This window comes from Microvirga massiliensis (assembly GCF_001006805.1).
Taxonomy (GTDB): domain Bacteria; phylum Pseudomonadota; class Alphaproteobacteria; order Rhizobiales; family Beijerinckiaceae; genus Microvirga; species Microvirga massiliensis.
On the sequence record NZ_LN811350.1, the window covers coordinates 825,216 to 841,166 of the forward strand.

Below are 15,951 nucleotides of genomic sequence, written 5' to 3' on the forward strand. Positions count from 1 at the left end.
TATCCCCTGTGTGCCTTGTCACCCGGAGGTCAGATGGAACTGCATCTCGCCATCCGTTCCGAGCAGGGAGAATGCCAAGTAAGCCCCTGCAGTGTAGCGTGACCGTAACCGCCGAGATGGGCCATGGTGATCGACTGGAGGCCCGTCCCTGACCAGCCGCAGCGATCCGGGCGACCGCGGCATCACCTCGTCGGACGGTTTTCGCCGGCAGGAGACGGAGTGAGCTTCGGCGGACCGGCCGAGTGAAATCATTGCCCAGTCCACTGCTCTAAGGCAGCGCCCCTAGCGTTCCCGATAAAGCCGAACTTCGCGGCCGGTACCTGTCCCCTAAACGAGGGATCTCGACCTCGTCTTACCTTGGGGAATCAGTACTTTCCCGATGTGACCTGTTTTCGCCTTTATCGACTTGGCCATTTGCATTAGAGCTGGCCCATTTTCAGCACCCGCGGTTTTCAGTATTCATTCTGGTGAGGAATATGTTCGATGCCTCTGGCAGGCTGAGAGGATTTTACTCCAGGCTCTCGAGCACGGACCGGCGGCAGATCCGACAGGCTACGCTCCTGGTCGTCGTCGCGATCGGGCTTCTGTTCCCGGTGGTCATTGTCCTCATTCTTGTCCAAGGAGACCGTACCGCTCAGCATCGTGAGGAGCTCGATCGATCCTTCGATCGCCGCATGATCATCCAGAACCTCCTGGATACCGTGCAAGCCGCAGAGACGGGCCTCCTCGGGGTTCTCCTCACATCGGACCAGAATTTCCTCTGGCACTTCCGAAGAGCCGAGATCGCGCTTCCGGAGCACGTTACAGCTCTCCGTGAGGCGACTGCCGGAACCTCCCTCGAAGCAGACGCCCATCGCCTTGACCTTTTCATCATCGACCGGCTCGCGGAACTCAACCTGATCTCCGTCGTGGACCAAGTCGCTGGTCCCGCCGCCGCCATCCAGCTGGTTCGGAACCGTATGGGGGGGAGAGCTGCGGATGAGATCCGCTCGCTGGTCGAGAGGATGCGTGTCACGGAGGCGAGCAATAGCCGTCAACTCTCGGCTGAGGTTCGGCGGCAGGCCAAAATTTCCGATGCGATCACGCTTGTGCTGCTCGCCGGGATTGCGATCGCGACAATGGTCGCCGCAGCGACCGTCGCAGACGATCTCCAACGGCGAAGCCGCATTGAGCGTGATCTGAACAAGGCGAGTCAACTCGCCCAGACCGCTCAACTGAAAGCGGAGCAGGCCAGCACGGCGAAGACCGACTTCCTGGCGACGATGAGCCACGAAATCAGGACGCCGCTGAACGGCGTCATCGGCTACACGGAACTTCTTCTCCGTAGCGGCGACCTCACTGCGGAACTGCGTGATTACGCTCTCCGGATCCAGAGCGCCGGCTCGGCCCTGCTCACGGTGGTCAACGACGTCCTGGAGTTCTCGAAGATCGAGGCCGGCGCGGTGCGCCTCACCTTTGAGCCCTTTGCGCTTCACGTCCTGGTCGACAACACCGTTTCCATAGTCAGGACCGGTGCCGAGCAGAAGAGGCTGCCAATCTGCTCAGTCGTCGATCCGGAGTTGCCGGAAGTTCTCGTCGGCGACGCCGCCCGCCTCAGGCAGATCCTTTTGAACCTCCTCAACAACGCGCTGAAATTCACGGATTACGGAGAGGTAACTCTCCGGGTCGAGCACCGGGGCGCCACCGAGAGCGGCGAGTGCGTGCGGTTTTCCGTCACTGATACCGGTCCGGGAATTCCAAAGGACCAGCTGGATCGACTCTTCAAGCGATTCTCGCAACTTGACCAATCGTCAAGCCGCCGTTTCGGCGGCACGGGTCTCGGTCTCGCCATCTGCAAGCGGTTCGTCGACCTCATGGGAGGTGAAATCGGCGTCGAGAGTCAGGAGGGCGTCGGGTCGACCTTCTGGTTCGAGTTGTCCCTCCCCAGAGGCGAGATGGTCACCGATATCAAGCCTGCCGAAAGTCGGGTCCACTACGGACGACCGGCTCGGATCCTAGTCGTCGACGATCTCGACCAGAACCGGGATCTTGCCCGGAAGATGCTCGAGTCCGCGGGCCATGTCGTCGACACGGCACCCGGCGCATCCGAGGCCATTGCCGCAATCCAGGTGGCCCCGTACGACCTCGTTCTCATGGACATCCAGATGGTCGGCATGGACGGCGTCGCGGCGACGCAATTGATCCGCAACCTCGATCACCCTGCAAAAAATGTGCCCATCATCGCGATGACGGCCAACGTGCTTCCGCAGGACGTCACGGCCTTCCGGAAGGCTGGAATGAACGATCATCTCGGCAAGCCCTACTCGCCGGATGAGCTTCTCGCCATCGTCCACGCGTGGTTGCCGTGGGGCGATGAGCATGGCGAGGAAGTGGCCCCACCGGCCATGCGTGAACCGGCAGAGATCTATGATCAGGGTATCGAAGGTCTTTGTGAGCTCATGGGCCGCGAGTGGGTAGTCCGCGGCCTTTCCGAGCTTCTCCAACAACTCGACGCCACTTTCCGGAGTTCGGCTGTTGATGGAATTGATCGGGATGAGCTTGCCCGAAACGCTCATACGCTGGTGTCCCGTTGTTCGGTGTTGGGCTTTTCGGAACTCTCCCAGCTCAGCATCAAACTCCAGCAAGCATGCCGAACGGGAAGGGACCTGCCAGCCATCTATGCCGAAGCCAGGGCAGAGTCGACCAATGTCTACGAGATGGCTTCCCGGGCGCTCGAGCGCTTGGAACCAGCCTATGGACCACGATAGTACGTACGGAAACTGGAATGAGAACCAACGATCTTATTGCGATCACGGCGGATGACGATGAGTTCTTTCGGAGCGCACTCAACACGATCCTGACGAAGCAGTTGGGGTTCTCTGACGTTATCGAGACGGGCTCCTATGACGAGGCGCTCGAGCAGCTTGCCGCCCACACTGACATTGCGCTCGGGTTGTTCGACTTGAAGATGCCCGGCATGGACAGCGCCGGCAGTCTCAGGACCGTCCGCGAGCATTTTCCCGGCACGCGCGTCGCCGTCGTTTCGAGCTCAAAGGACCGCAAGGACGTCCTCACGGGCCTGGACGCCGGCGTGCACGGATATGTGCCGAAGGACCTCTCGATCGTGGAACTCTCGCGAGCCCTCAGGATGATCATGGAAGGGTGGGTGTATGTGCCGCCTTCGATCACCGACATCTCCTCAGACGAGGACGATCCCTCCGGAATCTGGAGCGAGCGTCCTGCGCGATCCGTCAATGAGGCCGTCGCCTCGCTCACCCCCCGTCAGCGGCAAGTCCTCATGCTGCTGGTCAAGGGCAATTCGAACAAGGAGATCGCACGGGCACTGAAGCTTGGCGAGGGAACCATCAAGGTCCACATGGCCGCCCTCTACAAGAACCTCGGGGTCAATAGCCGGGCAGAGGCCGCGGCGATCGGAGCGCGGTTCCTGTGAGCACGCCTCTCATATCATTCGTACGGACGGCCGGTCCGCTGGACATCCGGGCTGGCCTCATTCCTCGAACTTGATCACGTGGCTCGTGGCGATGTCCTCCGTTCCGGCTGCTCTGCAATTGGCTCTGACCTCGGAGTTACCCGTAAACGTCACGGTCTTGCCGATGATCTGCGTGCAACCGCTCACCGAAGCCTTACCTGAATAGTCTACGCTCGACGCTGGAATGTAGATTGCACCGTCGAACGTGGAGCCGGCATTGCCGTTCACCTGGTTCCCCTTCGCCGTGCTGTCCCGTTCGCCAAAGAAGAGAAGGCCCGAGTAGGGACCCTCGGTCGGAGCGGCTAGGTTGATGGTTGCGCCACCATTGAATTGCAGGCTTGCCCCGTTGGTGAGGTAGAAAGTGACGCCCGAACCGGACAGCACCGAGCCGGCATTGGCGACGAACTCGCCGCCGTCGATAATGTAGAGGCCCGGCGAGAAAACGGCCGTTCCCTTGATGTCGAGGCCTCCGCAGATGCGCATCGAACTCACTCCGCTCGGATGAGGATCGAGAGGAGTCAGCGTCGCGCTGTCGAGTTTCCCCGATCTGCAGGCGCCGGTCACCTCGGGCTCCGGAACATGAGCGTACGGGTCGGGAATCGGTGGCGAGTTCTCGACAACGCTCTCGCATCGATTCAGGTCGAGGTTTTGCGAGATGCTGGCCTTCCCGACGGTGTAGACGCAGTCGGCCTTCAGTTGGCCTCCTCCGTTCATCTGCAGGGAATCCTCGGCGCGGGAGTTCGAGGCGACATCGCACCCGTCGATCGTGACGACCGTCGATCCAGCGATGGTCACCGCGCCGCTCGCCGTCGGCGACAAAGCGAGAACACACGCTTGCGAAGCGGCATAGAGCTTCACGACTGCGCGAGCCCGTATGACGATAGGTTCGTCCCGGAACACGGAGGTAAAGAGCGGAGGCTGATTTTCGGAGAGGACGACCTCGACGCTCTTTCCATCCCCGGCTCTGCTTCCGCTCACAGGAGGTGTATTGACCTCGATCCTTCCTTCTTCCGGAGAAAAGCCGGATTTCGTTGCGATGTAAGTTGCTGCCGCGACGATTCCGTTGGTTGCGTCCCCGGCACGCTTCCGCACGGCCCCGGCATGGGCGGAGACGTCGGCAGCGTGTTGAAGCTTGCGCTGGGCAAAGTACCAGGAACCAACCTCGGCGCCCAATCCCATTCCCCCGATCACGATCGGGAAAAGAACGGCCGCCAGGATCGCCACGGAACCGGATGTATCGGATCGAATGGCGCCGATCTTCGCCAGAACCGGCGGTAGCCCGCGCCGCAATGCCTTGCGTCCGACCGGGAAATCTCGAGAACGAACCATCCCGGCAATCCTATTGAAGCTTCGCGATCTGGATGATCGCGGGGGTCAGGATCACCGCGAACAGGACCGGAAGGAAGAACAGGATCATCGGAACCGTCAGCTTCGGAGGAAGAGCGGCGGCTTTCTTCTCCGCCTCGCTCATTCGGATGTCCCTGTTCTCCTGGGCGAGCACGCGGAGCGACTGACCGAGCGGCGTGCCGTATTTCTCCGACTGGATCAGGCTGGTGACCACGCCCCTGACACCCTCCAGGCCGGTACGCTCGCCCAGATTCTCGTAGGCCTTACGGCGGTCCTGAAGGTACGAGAGCTCGGCCGTCGTGAGACTCAACTCCTCGGCCAAGGCGCTCGACTGGGAGCCGATCTCTTCGGCGACCTTTCGGAACGCGCTCTCGACGCCCATTCCCGATTCCACGCAGATCAGAAGGAGGTCGAGCGCGTCCGGCCAGGCTCGCCTGATCTCCTGCTGGCGCTTCACGGTTCTGTTTCTGATATAGACGGACGGTGCAAAGTATCCGAGACCGCCGGCGGCGATCGCGATCCCCACCTTCACGAAGAAGGGGTGCTGCAGCCGGAGTACCGCGAAAACGTAGAATAAGGTGACAGCGAACATCACGACCGGCGCGATCAGTCTTGTGGCCAGGAATGTAATGACCGGCCCCTGACCGCGGAATCCAGCTCTGCGCAGCGTCTGGACGAGCTCGCCGTCATCGGCTTGCTTCGACAGGTTGAATCGGTCGACGATTTCGCGAAACAGCTTTCGCGGCTCGCTTCGCAGGGATCCTTGTCTCTTCTCCGCATTGAGACGGGATCGCTCGCGCAGGCGTATCCGCTCCCGCTCCGCCGCGACCCCGGCCATCCGGACGCTGAGCTGATCCCGAGCGAGGTACGGCCACATGACCAGGATGATGGCCGAGAAGGCCGACAAAGCCGCTGAAAGGGCGACGATCAGCTCGGTGTTGGCCGTGAGAATGCGGAGGCTCATGGTGCCGCCTCAGAAATCGAAGTTGATCATCTTGCGCATCACGAGAATCCCGATTCCCATCCACAGAGCGGAGGCTGCGAGAACCAGATTGCCAGTGAAGGTCGTGAAGAGGAGGGAGATGTATTTCGGAGTCGTCAGATAGACGAGCACCGCCACGATGATCGGCAGGGCTCCGATGATTCCTCCGGATGCCTTTGCCTCGGAGCTCATCGCCCGGATCTTGGCCTGCATCTTGGTGCGCTCGCGCAGAACCTTGGACAGATTTCCCAGGGCCTCCGAGAGGCTGCCGCCGGTTCGGCTCTGGATCGCGATCACGATCGCAAAGAAATTTGCTTCCTGCAGCGGGACTCTCTCGTTCAGGCGTTGAACGGCCTCGTCCAGGGGAATGCCCAGCGCCTGGTCCTCGATGATGGCCTTGAACTCGCTCCGGACCGGTTCTTGGGCTTCGAGGGAGATCACCTTGAGGCAGTCTACGAGAGGGAGGCCTGCCTTGACGCCCCGCACGATGATGTCCACCGCGTTCGGGAACTCGGCGCTGAACCGCTTCAGGCGCTGCTTGCGCTTGCTCCCCACATACATGTGCGGCAGCAGCAACCCGCCGGCAATTCCGAAGCCGATGGCGGGTACTGCGCCGATCTGGAACAGCGCGCTCGCCGTCACGAACGACGCGCATCCCGCCACGAGGGACACGACGTAATAGGTCCGCTTGTCCCAGCTCAGCCCGGCCTGGCTCATCCTCGTCTTCAGGGTCGGCTTCCGGCTCGCCTTGGACTTCTGTTTCTCGTCCATGTCGCGCAAGGTGGCTTCGACCTTGCGCCTGCGGCGGACCTCATCCGGCAGGGCCGAACGACCGTCGGATGAGACACCCACCGATGCGATGGATTTTCGTCGCATTTCAGCCGGCGACTGTCCTGCGACACGTGAATAGAGGAGAGAGATGACAAGTCCGATCGCGCATAGGCCGACCAGCATGGCGATCGCGATGGGCGCGAGATCCGGCGACAGCATGAATGATTTTCCCGATCGGCTATCAGGCGGCCGCCTGTTCGGCGGCATCCAGAGCGGCAGCGAGGCGTTTTTCCTCGCCGAAATAGCGGGCGCGGTCCCAGAAGCGCGGACGGCCGATCCCGGTGGACCGATGACGGCCGATGATCCGGCCATGCGCATCCTCGCCGACGATGTCGTAGACGAAGAGATCCTGCGTGATGATCACATCACCTTCGAGCCCGAGCACCTCGGTGATGTGGGTGATGCGCCGTGTTCCATCCCGAAGGCGGGCAGCCTGCACGATCACGTCGATCGAGGAGACCATCATTTCGCGAATGGTGCGGGACGGCAGCGTATAGCCACCCATGGTGATCATGGATTCGATGCGCGACAGCGCTTCGCGGGGCGAGTTGGCGTGAAGGGTTCCCATCGAGCCGTCGTGGCCGGTGTTCATGGCCTGCAGGAGATCGAACGCTTCCGGACCGCGCACCTCGCCGACGATGATCCGCTCGGGCCGCATCCGGAGACAGTTCTTGACCAGATCCCGCATCGTGATCTGACCCTCGCCTTCGAGATTAGGCGGCCGGGTTTCGAGCCGCACGACATGGGGCTGCTGGAGTTGCAGTTCCGCCGCATCCTCGCAGGTGATGATCCGCTCACCGGGCTCGATATAGCGCGTCAGGCAGTTGAGGAGGGTTGTCTTTCCCGATCCGGTTCCGCCAGACACGATCACGTTACACCGCACGCGCCCGATGATCTGGAGGATTTCGGCTCCCTCCGGCGTGATCGTCCCGAATTTGACGAGCTGATCGAGGGTCAGCTTGTCCTTCTTGAACTTGCGGATCGTGAGCGCCGGCCCGTCGATCGAGAGCGGCGGTGCAATCACGTTCACGCGCGAGCCGTCGGGCAGACGCGCGTCGCAGATCGGAGAGGCTTCGTCCACGCGACGCCCGACTTGGCTGACGATCCGCTGGCAGATGTTCATCAGCTGCTGGTTGTCGCGAAACCGAATGCCGGTGAGCTCGATCTTGCCGCTGACCTCGATGAAGGTCTGATCTGCCCCGTTCACCATGATATCGGCGATGTCATCGCGGGCGAGCAGCGGCTCGAGGGGGCCATAACCCAGCACGTCGTTGCAGATGTCTTCGAGCAGCTCTTCCTGCTCGGCGGTCGACACAACGACGTTCTTCAGCGAAATGATCTCAGCGACGATGTCCCGGATCTCCTCCCGGGCCGCGTCCGAGTCGAGGCGTGCAAGCTGGGCGAGATCGATGGCTTCGATTAGCGCTCCGAAGACCATTCTCTTGGTCTGATAATACTCGTCCGACTTCGTTTTGTCCTGATGGCTGGTCTGGTTGCCCTTGACCTTCTCCCCAGAGGCAATCCCCGCCTGTGACCTTAGGCCGACTGGTTGGGGCACGACTGTCAGTGGCGCGCCACCACGGCGTGGCTTCTGGCTCTCTCGCAGATTGTGGGCGGTATCAGGGAATTCGTCCTGCGCCGAACGCTTTCCAAACGCCATCTCGCCGATCCCGGATCTTGAGCACCTGCAGAGTGCAAAATTCAAATAAAAGAAGGGGCCGAAGCCCCTTCTGCAAAGTCACTCCCGGCCTGAATTACGTACCAGTCGCCGGAGCCTTAACCTTGCTCGCGAGCTCGTCGAAGATACCTTCGAGGTTTCCGCCGAGTGTCGTCACCGCACCGATGATGACAACCGAAATGAGAGCAGCAATGAGACCATATTCGATAGCGGTTGCGCCGGATTCGTCCTTCGCGAAACGAGCGATGAGCTTATTCATAATGGATCCTCGAAAAGGGTTGATGAGCTGCAATTGCGTCCAGAGCCGCCAGTCAGCGCCCAAGACACTGAGCGGGACTGCTCCTCGGCTTGGGATGATTTCATCTACCGATTCGCCTGCCTTTCATCCATTCGCCCTGATGCATTAATCCATGTCGTGGGGCTTAGGGTGAACGCATTAGTCCTGTAAATTTCTTTCGTTAAACGTCAAATATGCTGCAGAATTCTTCGACTCTTCTGGATCTGACTCTAGACTTCGGGGTGGAATTTCGGTTTAGAGGGCCCGTTGAGTAGGGTTGAAGTAGATACTGGAGTCAGGATGCCGGACCATCGTCTCCTCAGCGGAGTCGTGAGTGCTCTCATAGTGCTCGGTCTCGCGAGCCCTGTATCGGCCGACGAGTCATCCTCCGCGTCTGCTGCCGGGAGCAGCGAACGGGACTCATCCCGCACCGACGGCGAACATATCAGTGTTGTGATCGACTTTGCCTCGATCCTGAAGTTGGAAAGACCGGCCCGAACCATCATCATCGGCAATCCGGGTATCGTCGACGCCACGATTAACGGAGACCGCATGATCGTTCTGACGGGCAAGACCGAGGGGCGAACGAACGTCATCGTTCTCGACGAGGCGCAGAACGAAGTCGCGAACATGACCGTGGAGGTCGCGCCCGGAAGGCGCCTCAAAAGAGTCTATCACGGGACGAAGCGGCAGACCTATGCCTGCCCCGGCGCTTGTGCACCGGTCCTGTCGGTAGGAGACGATCCGCAGCACTTCGACAGTACGAAGAGCCAGATCCAGGGACGGCAGGATTTCGCCAACGGACGCGCAGACCAGTAGATCTACGGGAGTTCGGGAACGCGCTGATGGGCCTGAAGAACGATCCTGCCGTCATGCAGGCCGGGAACGAGGAGTTCCAAGGGGTAGCTGACCGAGACTGTCCGGAACGGGATCTCTTCGACGGTCTCGGTCGTGATCGTCACCTGCAGGTTATGCTGATTGCCTGAGAACGCCGAGCGAATTTCGTCCTGCAGGCGATCGTCCGGAACACCCGGCCGAATCAGGATCCGGCGAGCCGCCAGGTCAACCAGGTAGGTCAGCTCGTTTCGAAGATAGAGACCCCGGCCGAACTCGATGATCCCGATGGCAAGGAGGATCACCGTCAAGCCGACCATCGCGAACTCGACCGCCGCCGAGCCCGACTCGCAGTGAGAAAATCCGGATGGGCGCCGCACGAGCTTTACCGAACCTGGACCTGAACGGATGGGTTGAAGCCAATGATCGGCAGAATCATGCCCTCGTATTTTTTCTCTGCCGACAAGCGATAAAAGACAAACGGCGATGATATCGGTCCCATGCACTTGGTCGAGCACGTCACGGAGGACTCGGGATTGCTTGGACAGGCGCAGTAGCGGTGTGCTTCGGGGCTCAGGAGTCCCTTGCCGGTCGTGCCCGCCTCCTGCTGCGTCAGGGAGAAGTTCTCCAGGGCCGTGGTCCGCATGATCTGAAGAACGAATTCTTCTCCGCGATCTGACATGGCCCCGTGAGCTCCTGCGCGGAGCACGGTGTCGATGTTCATGCGCTCGCGTACCGCAAGCCCGATATCGATGGTTCCCAGCAAACCGAACACCAGAAGCGGCGCGATGAGGGCGAACTCGATAGCCGACACACCGCCTTCATCCAGCCGCCATGTCGAGAACCAGCATCGAATCCTGTCGATTCCTGACATGACCGACAGCCTCAAGATCATCTCTTATCCCTTCGGCGTTTGAAGAGCGAAGGAAGGCTCAAGCCGCGTCTGGGCTTGACGGAGTTTCGGCCCGAGATGATGCGTGCCACTTCCGCGAAGCTCGCCGCAACCGGGTGTTTCGGGGCGACCTGTGCGATCATCTGACCGTTGTTGGCGGCCTTCCCGAAGACGAGAGATTCGAACGGAAGCGTAGCGAGCGGTTCGATCTGGATCGCGCCCACGAACTCGCGGGGTTTGATCTCGGGGCGCTTTGGCAATCCGACCTGGTTGAGAATAAGCTTGGGCGGCGGATCGTTCGGACGGGTCTGCTTTAGAAATGCGACTATGTTCTTCGCATTCCTGAGGTTCGCCAGATCGGGTGCTGCCGTAATGACCACCTCGTCCGCAGAGGCCAGCGCTCGCTTGGCCCACCCCGACCAGAGATGCGGGATGTCCAGGATCACGAACGGGAAGCTCGCCTGCGCTACGTCGAGCAAAGGCTCGAATGCCGTCTCGGCCAGATCGTAGTCCCTGTCGAGCGCAACGGGTGCTGCCAGCAGACTGAAATGGTTGTCGCACTTCGTCACGAGTCGGTCGAGGAGCATTTCGTCGAGCCGGCCGGCATCGTGGATGGCTTCGGCGATTCCCTGGTTCGTGTCCTGATTGAAGTCCAGGCTTCCGGTGCCGAACGGGAGATCCATATCGGCGAGGAGCACGTCGACTCCGAAGCTGCTGGCGATCGTCCACCCCGTGTTGTGAGCGATCGTCGACGAGCCCACCCCGCCCTTGGCCCCGATGAAGGCATAAACCCGTCCGAGCTTGGCTGACGAGGCATCGGAGAATATCCCCGCGATCGTGGCAATGAGCGACAGGGGATCGAACGGCGTGAGCATGTATTCGCTCACGCCCCGCTTGATAACTTCCCGATAAAGCGAGATGTCGTTCGTGGAGCCGAGCACGAGCACCTTCGTGCGGTCGTCACAGACGGCGGCGAGCCCATCGAGTTCGTGAAGCAGCGATGCCCCTTCTGCCCGGCTCTCGACGATGATCAGGCTCGGCGTGTTCGACTGCCGAAAATGCTCGGTCGCGGCCGGGATGCCTCCCGGGTGCAGGGAGAGACTCGCGCGTGCCATGGCCCGGTCGCCCGCTGCGGCCTCGATGGCCTGGGCAACGGCGGGGCTTTCATAAAAGGCCTCGATGATGATCCTGGGAACTCGCCTGGCCTCGAGGGCCCGCATCTCGAGGGGGTGATCGGCAACCCGAGCGTCCGGACGATCGTCCACGACGGCCGATCGGGCCGGTTGCTTCGGCCCAGCGATGAGATCACGGTTCCTGTCGCGCGCGAGGAGCGTTGTCGGCTCTTCGGCAAATGCGCGTTTTGCCAGTTGCATCATTGAATCTTGACGTATTCGCTTCGTCCCGCCCGAAGGATGCGGATGGAGTCGCTTGCTCGGCGTTGCACCCTCGGCTCCTCGTCGCCATCCGCCACGGAGCGGAGTGCGAGCGACAGGACGCCGACTGCCTGTGCTCCGGACAGGATCTCGGCTTGCTCGGGGGACAGTTCCAGCGTTGCGGTCTTGCCGATCACGGCGGCTTCTCCTTTCGTCTCGTCGGCCTTCTGGTCGATCGCGAGGACTCTGATGTTCCCCAGAATGACCTGGCTCTGGGCATGGCCGTCGCCGACGATGGTCCGGATCACGTCGACCCGGTCGTTTGGCAGAATGAACCCACCGGCCGCGCTCTCCGCCGAGACTCTGATCGCGACGGCCCGCTGGCCCGACGGCAACATGGCGGCCAGAAAGCCGGAATCGGCACGCGCCAGCTTTTCCTCACGGATTGGCTCCCCTGTTACGAAATGGCTGCGCACGACGGATCCGCTCAGCTCGGGGAGGGCATCAGGACGGGATGCGCGTGTGATGAACCCCGGATTCATCGCGCCGTCTGGCCAAACCTGCCAGCGCAGGTTGGAATCCTGCAGTTTCTGGCCCTGCTTGAGATCGCCGGCAGCCACCAGGATCTCGGTTTTCGGGGCCACGGGAGCAGCCTCGACCACCACGGTGGCAGGGACAGCACGGGGCTGCATCGAGAGAGCGAGCCAGGCTGCAATTCCGCCGGCGCCGAGCGCGACAACCAGAATGAGAAAACGGATCATTTCCTTGGATGCCTATGTGAGAGCCGACATCCACGGCGTGTGCGGGAAAACGAAGAGGGCGGCCGACGCCAGGGCAATGCCGTAGGGAACACCCGCATTCGGCGAATGGAGGCGCGCCAGCCAGGGCGCACCGAGCCAATTCGGCGGCAGAACCATTGCTCTGAACTTCAGCAGGACGACCGTCAAAACGCCACCGAACACGGCCGTGTAGAGCAGATAGGCCAGAACGTTGTCGGTCCCGATCCACAGAGCAGACACCGCAGCGAGCTTGGAGTCTCCCCCGCCCAGCCAGCCGAGAATGAAGAACAGGAATGTTCCTGCCAGGACGGACAGGGCGGCAACCAGATCCGACCCGATGGCCATCGGGCCGAACCCCGCGAGTGGAGCGAAGACCAGATAGGCAGCCAGGAGAGACAGCACGATCCGGTTTGGAATTTTCATCGTGGTCAGGTCGAGAATCGCGACAAGGACCATTCCACAGGTGAAGATGACGGTTGCAGCCAATGCGGCTGACCCAGAAATCGCGATCATTCCGATGCCGCCTCCGCAAGATATGGGAACGTTTCGAGGCTCAGCGTTGAGCCGATTGCCTCTCGGGTGCGGATCCCTAGTGGATCTCCTCGTTCCAAACCATTCGCCGGAATGGATTAGTCCATCCCGGAAGCGACCCGGGCGAACGGATTAATCGGTAACGGAATTCGGAAGGATCCCGGTTGCCTGCAATTCTGCTGTCCCGCGCCCCCGTACAGGAGGTCCCGTCACCGGACTGTCGGGATCCATCTCCAATGGGTAGACAATCCGCCCGGGCCTTCGGCATGTCGCCTCGAAGCAGATACGTGTGTCCGCATCACGCGTCCGGGCGATCGAGGCCAACTCGCTGGAGGGCTTCAGAAGAGACGCGCGCTGAAATCCTTGGCCTCCGCGGTTTTGCACTCGGGATCGCAGCGCGCTCGAGCACGCTGGAATGCGTGGATCAAAGAACACGTCGAGTCGACTTGGCGCGCAGCAGCCATGCCCGGAACCGGCACAGTGACTATACGACGAGAAGTTTCTCTCGACCGTATTGCTCAGTCCGGCAATCGGTGCTGGTCTGGCGTCGGTCAAGCTGCAAGCTTCGAGGAGTAGCCATGATCCTGGTCAGCGTGATGTATCCGGGCGGCCCGAACGCCACCTTCGACGAAGCCTACTATCTCGGCACGCACATCCCGCTCGTGAAGGAGCGATGGACGTCGATGGGTCTCGGAGAGGTGCGCCTCGTCAAAGGCAGGAACACGCCGGATGGCAGCCTGCCGCTCTATCCCGTGATGGCGCTCCTCACGTTTCGCTCACTGCAGGATTTTCAAGAAGCTTCGAAAGCGCACGGGGCCGAGATCTTCGCCGATATCCCGAAATTCACGAACGTGCAGCCGGTTCTGCAGGTCAACGAGCCGCTCGGGTAGCATTCGCCGAACCACGATCGGCTTCGCTCGGCAGGCATCCTGCCGAGCCTTCCGGGCTACGATTGTGATCAGCCTTTCACGAGAGTGAACTGCTCCGGCCAGTCCCTGTGCGTCGCGACCTGGCCTTCGCTGCGCAGGCGGCGCACCTCCCGGAGATCGATCTCGCAATGGAGCCACTCGCTCGTCGAAGGCGCGAACTCTTTGCTCTCCGCGACCACGCCGTTCGGAGGCATGCCGTAATCCGGAGGCACATACAGGCCGGCCCGGCCGAAATTTTCGTCGAGCGCGGGCGACCACGGCGCCATTCCGACCGTCGGCGAGACCAGCACCGCGAACTGGTTCTCGAGCGCTCGCGCCTGCGCTCCGATCCGCACGCGATAGGCGCCGGCCTCGGTATCGGTGCAACTCGGCGCCAGGATCAGGTCCACTCCCTTTTCGGCAAGCGCTCTTGCCGGGATCGGGAACTCGTTGTCGTAGCAGATCTGGATGCCGAGCCGCCCCAGCTTCGTATCGAAGACTCGCAATCCCTTGCCTGCGGAAATCCCCCATCGCTCCCGCTCGAACCGCGTCATGATGAGCTTGTCCTGCGTGCCGAGCAGTCCGTCGGGGCCGAACAGCCAGGCGCGGTTGCGATAGAGCCCGTCCTCGTCCCTGACGGGCGCCGAGCCCGGCATCAGATGGACGCCATGGCTGCGCGCGAGGCTCTCGCAGAGGTCGAGCCAGCGCGGGATGAGCGGCTGCATGTCCGTGATCGAGGCGTGCAGGTCCGACCGGACCGACTCGGGAAGCTGTCCCGTCAGGACGAGCCCCGCATATTCCGGCAGAAGCAGGAGCTGCGCACCCTCCGATGCCGCGCGCTTCACGAGCGCGCTCAGATGCCCGGCATAATCGTTCCAGGTCTCGTGGAGTTCGATCGCGTATTGGCAGGCAGCAAGTTTCATCAAGTCAGTTCCTTGGTCCAGAAGGACATGGGCTTCGCGCTCTCCGTCTCCTCGTCGAGATCGCGCCAGCTGAATGTGGTGTGCAGCTCGGGATGGTGCTGGAAGCCGCGCCGGCGCCAGAAATCGTTGAGCGGGACGTAACCGGCCGGGCGCCGGGGATGATCCGCTGGACGTTCGACCGCACAGAAGGTGCACCAGCGGAAACGCCCGAGATTGCGGGCATGCTTTTCCCGCTCCTCGAAAAAGCGTACGCCCACGCCCCGGCCCCGATAGGCAGACAGCAGAATCGATTCACCGAAGTAGAAGATCTGCTCGGGATCCCAGCCATGGGCCAGGAAAGGCGTCTTTACCTCCTCGGTCTCTTCGGACATTGGCATGCCGGTCGAGGCGCCCACGACCCGGTCGCCGTCAAGCGCGAGAACGAACACGCTGTCGGGCGAGCGGGCATAGGTCGACAGATACCGGGCCTCGTATTCGGGCGAGCCGTCATAGAGATACGGAAAGTCCCTGAACACGCTGATCCGCAGGCGGGCCAGGTCGTCGATATGGGGCTCGATCGCCGGGCCCTGGATGATCTCGAAGTGCATTGGTTCTTGCGGCATTCCCAAATCCGACGAGGCTCCCTATACGCTCCCGCGCAGTCCGGCTCTGCCGGTGCGCTTCCGTTTTTCAGAACCGACCATTGACAGGAGATTCTCCAGGTGAATTCGACCGAGCTGATCCGAGCCTATTACGATGCTTTCAACGCCGGCGATATGGCCGCCTTCCTCGATCTCCTCGAAGAGACTGTCGTGCACGACATCAACCAGGGCTCGCGGCAATCCGGCAAGGAAGCCTTCCGGTCCTTCATGGAGCACATGAACCGCTGCTACCGGGAGCGGCTCACCGACATCGTCGTTATGCCGAGCGCCGACGGCACCCGCGCTGCGGCTGAATTCATCGTCCACGGCGAGTATCTGGCGACCGACGAAGGGCTGCCTAAGGCCGCCGGGCAGACATACGAGCTGCCCGCGGGCGCCTTCTTCGAGATCCGGAACGGCAAGATCACGCGCGTGACCAACTATTACAACCTGAAGGACTGGATCGCACAGGTCGCAGGATCGGATCACGCCTGAGAGTCTGACTCA

The 15,951-nt window shown here is 61.5% G+C and carries 17 protein-coding genes; 5 read left to right on the plus strand and 12 right to left on the minus strand.

The features are described from left to right. Nucleotides 1-476: 476 nt before the first annotated feature. Together BN1233_RS03790 and BN1233_RS03795 are read left to right on the plus strand one after the other, a co-directional pair. Nucleotides 477-2,747, plus strand: a complete 2,271-nt coding sequence (locus BN1233_RS03790; RefSeq protein ID WP_052763687.1) for a hybrid sensor histidine kinase/response regulator — start codon at nt 477-479, stop codon at nt 2,745-2,747. Between the two features lie 17 nt (nt 2,748-2,764). After that, the gene (locus BN1233_RS03795) at nt 2,765-3,430 is read left to right on the plus strand and encodes a LuxR C-terminal-related transcriptional regulator (RefSeq protein ID WP_046862061.1); all 666 of its coding nucleotides are present in this window, start codon (nt 2,765-2,767) and stop codon (nt 3,428-3,430) included. Nucleotides 3,431-3,487: 57 nt separating this feature from the next. Here the strand turns inward: BN1233_RS03795 and BN1233_RS03800 are convergent, their stop codons facing one another. From BN1233_RS03800 to BN1233_RS03820, 5 genes are all read right to left on the minus strand, one after another. Beyond that, complete coding sequence (locus tag BN1233_RS03800; protein WP_052763688.1) at nt 3,488-4,798, minus strand: pilus assembly protein TadG-related protein; 1,311 nt, start codon at nt 4,796-4,798, stop codon at nt 3,488-3,490. Between the two features lie 10 nt (nt 4,799-4,808). Continuing rightward, nucleotides 4,809-5,780 (minus strand): type II secretion system F family protein, encoded by a 972-nt coding sequence (locus BN1233_RS03805; protein WP_046862062.1) that lies wholly within the window; start codon nt 5,778-5,780, stop codon nt 4,809-4,811. Between the two features lie 9 nt (nt 5,781-5,789). Further along, nucleotides 5,790-6,788, minus strand: a complete 999-nt coding sequence (locus tag BN1233_RS03810; RefSeq protein WP_052763689.1) for a type II secretion system F family protein — start codon at nt 6,786-6,788, stop codon at nt 5,790-5,792. A gap of 22 nt (nt 6,789-6,810) precedes the next feature. After that, nucleotides 6,811-8,289, minus strand: a complete 1,479-nt coding sequence (locus BN1233_RS03815; protein WP_046862063.1) for a TadA family conjugal transfer-associated ATPase — start codon at nt 8,287-8,289, stop codon at nt 6,811-6,813. Nucleotides 8,290-8,383: 94 nt separating this feature from the next. After that, nucleotides 8,384-8,566, minus strand: a complete 183-nt coding sequence (locus tag BN1233_RS03820; RefSeq protein ID WP_046862064.1) for a Flp family type IVb pilin — start codon at nt 8,564-8,566, stop codon at nt 8,384-8,386. Nucleotides 8,567-8,884: 318 nt separating this feature from the next. Here BN1233_RS03820 and BN1233_RS03825 point away from each other — a divergent pair, with 318 nt between their 5' ends. Further along, nucleotides 8,885-9,403 carry a pilus assembly protein N-terminal domain-containing protein gene (locus BN1233_RS03825; protein ID WP_052763690.1) on the plus strand — a complete coding sequence of 173 codons (519 nt, stop codon included), beginning with the start codon at nt 8,885-8,887 and terminating at the stop codon, nt 9,401-9,403. Nucleotides 9,404-9,405: 2 nt separating this feature from the next. Here the strand turns inward: BN1233_RS03825 and BN1233_RS03830 are convergent, their stop codons facing one another. The 5 genes from BN1233_RS03830 to BN1233_RS03850 form a co-directional block, all read right to left on the minus strand. Then, nucleotides 9,406-9,798: a TadE/TadG family type IV pilus assembly protein gene (locus BN1233_RS03830; protein WP_280139424.1), complete on the minus strand. Its 393-nt coding sequence runs from the start codon at nt 9,796-9,798 to the stop codon at nt 9,406-9,408. Nucleotides 9,799-9,803: 5 nt separating this feature from the next. Further along, the gene (locus BN1233_RS44425; RefSeq protein WP_048708799.1) at nt 9,804-10,313 is read right to left on the minus strand and encodes a TadE/TadG family type IV pilus assembly protein; all 510 of its coding nucleotides are present in this window, start codon (nt 10,311-10,313) and stop codon (nt 9,804-9,806) included. Continuing rightward, complete coding sequence (locus tag BN1233_RS03840) at nt 10,310-11,530, minus strand: CpaE/TadZ family protein (protein ID WP_046862471.1); 1,221 nt, start codon at nt 11,528-11,530, stop codon at nt 10,310-10,312. Before BN1233_RS03840 ends, BN1233_RS44425 begins: the two co-directional genes overlap by 4 nt. Nucleotides 11,531-11,682: 152 nt before the next feature. After that, nucleotides 11,683-12,444, minus strand: coding sequence for a Flp pilus assembly protein CpaB (gene cpaB, locus BN1233_RS03845; RefSeq protein ID WP_046862066.1), 762 nt, complete (start codon nt 12,442-12,444; stop codon nt 11,683-11,685). Nucleotides 12,445-12,456: 12 nt separating this feature from the next. Further along, a complete protein-coding gene (locus BN1233_RS03850) occupies nt 12,457-12,975 on the minus strand; it encodes an A24 family peptidase (RefSeq protein ID WP_046862067.1) in 519 nt (172 codons plus the stop codon). Nucleotides 12,976-13,571: 596 nt separating this feature from the next. Between BN1233_RS03850 and BN1233_RS03855 the strand changes: the two genes are divergently transcribed. Continuing rightward, nucleotides 13,572-13,883 carry an EthD family reductase gene (locus BN1233_RS03855; RefSeq protein WP_046862068.1) on the plus strand — a complete coding sequence of 104 codons (312 nt, stop codon included), beginning with the start codon at nt 13,572-13,574 and terminating at the stop codon, nt 13,881-13,883. Between the two features lie 68 nt (nt 13,884-13,951). Here the strand turns inward: BN1233_RS03855 and BN1233_RS03860 are convergent, their stop codons facing one another. Both BN1233_RS03860 and BN1233_RS03865 read right to left on the minus strand, forming a co-directional pair. Then, nucleotides 13,952-14,827 carry a nitrilase-related carbon-nitrogen hydrolase gene (locus BN1233_RS03860; RefSeq protein ID WP_046862069.1) on the minus strand — a complete coding sequence of 292 codons (876 nt, stop codon included), beginning with the start codon at nt 14,825-14,827 and terminating at the stop codon, nt 13,952-13,954. After that, entirely contained in the window at nt 14,824-15,426 is a 603-nt protein-coding gene (locus BN1233_RS03865; protein ID WP_244470831.1) for a GNAT family N-acetyltransferase, read from the minus strand. Before BN1233_RS03865 ends, BN1233_RS03860 begins: the two co-directional genes overlap by 4 nt. A 99-nt stretch (nt 15,427-15,525) precedes the next feature. On the opposite strand from BN1233_RS03865, the gene BN1233_RS03870 reads away from it, so the two are divergent. After that, nucleotides 15,526-15,939, plus strand: a complete 414-nt coding sequence (locus BN1233_RS03870) for a nuclear transport factor 2 family protein (protein ID WP_046862071.1) — start codon at nt 15,526-15,528, stop codon at nt 15,937-15,939. Nucleotides 15,940-15,951: the final 12 nt, after the last annotated feature.

Coding starts and splice junctions, on each gene's coding strand:
- BN1233_RS03805 (WP_046862062.1), bottom strand. CDS start 5,780: ATGAGCCTCCGCATTCTCACGGCCAACACCGAGCTGATCGTCGCCCTT.
- BN1233_RS03790 (WP_052763687.1), top strand. CDS start 477: ATGTTCGATGCCTCTGGCAGGCTGAGAGGATTTTACTCCAGGCTCTCG.
- BN1233_RS03795 (WP_046862061.1), top strand. CDS start 2,765: ATGAGAACCAACGATCTTATTGCGATCACGGCGGATGACGATGAGTTC.
- BN1233_RS44425 (WP_048708799.1), bottom strand. CDS start 10,313: ATGATCTTGAGGCTGTCGGTCATGTCAGGAATCGACAGGATTCGATGC.
- BN1233_RS03810 (WP_052763689.1), bottom strand. CDS start 6,788: ATGCTGTCGCCGGATCTCGCGCCCATCGCGATCGCCATGCTGGTCGGC.
- BN1233_RS03865 (WP_244470831.1), bottom strand. CDS start 15,426: ATGCCGCAAGAACCAATGCACTTCGAGATCATCCAGGGCCCGGCGATC.
- BN1233_RS03800 (WP_052763688.1), bottom strand. CDS start 4,798: ATGGTTCGTTCTCGAGATTTCCCGGTCGGACGCAAGGCATTGCGGCGC.
- cpaB (WP_046862066.1), bottom strand. CDS start 12,444: ATGATCCGTTTTCTCATTCTGGTTGTCGCGCTCGGCGCCGGCGGAATT.
- BN1233_RS03815 (WP_046862063.1), bottom strand. CDS start 8,289: ATGGCGTTTGGAAAGCGTTCGGCGCAGGACGAATTCCCTGATACCGCC.
- BN1233_RS03820 (WP_046862064.1), bottom strand. CDS start 8,566: ATGAATAAGCTCATCGCTCGTTTCGCGAAGGACGAATCCGGCGCAACC.
- BN1233_RS03840 (WP_046862471.1), bottom strand. CDS start 11,530: ATGCGGGCCCTCGAGGCCAGGCGAGTTCCCAGGATCATCATCGAGGCC.
- BN1233_RS03855 (WP_046862068.1), top strand. CDS start 13,572: ATGATCCTGGTCAGCGTGATGTATCCGGGCGGCCCGAACGCCACCTTC.
- BN1233_RS03825 (WP_052763690.1), top strand. CDS start 8,885: ATGCCGGACCATCGTCTCCTCAGCGGAGTCGTGAGTGCTCTCATAGTG.
- BN1233_RS03850 (WP_046862067.1), bottom strand. CDS start 12,975: ATGATCGCGATTTCTGGGTCAGCCGCATTGGCTGCAACCGTCATCTTC.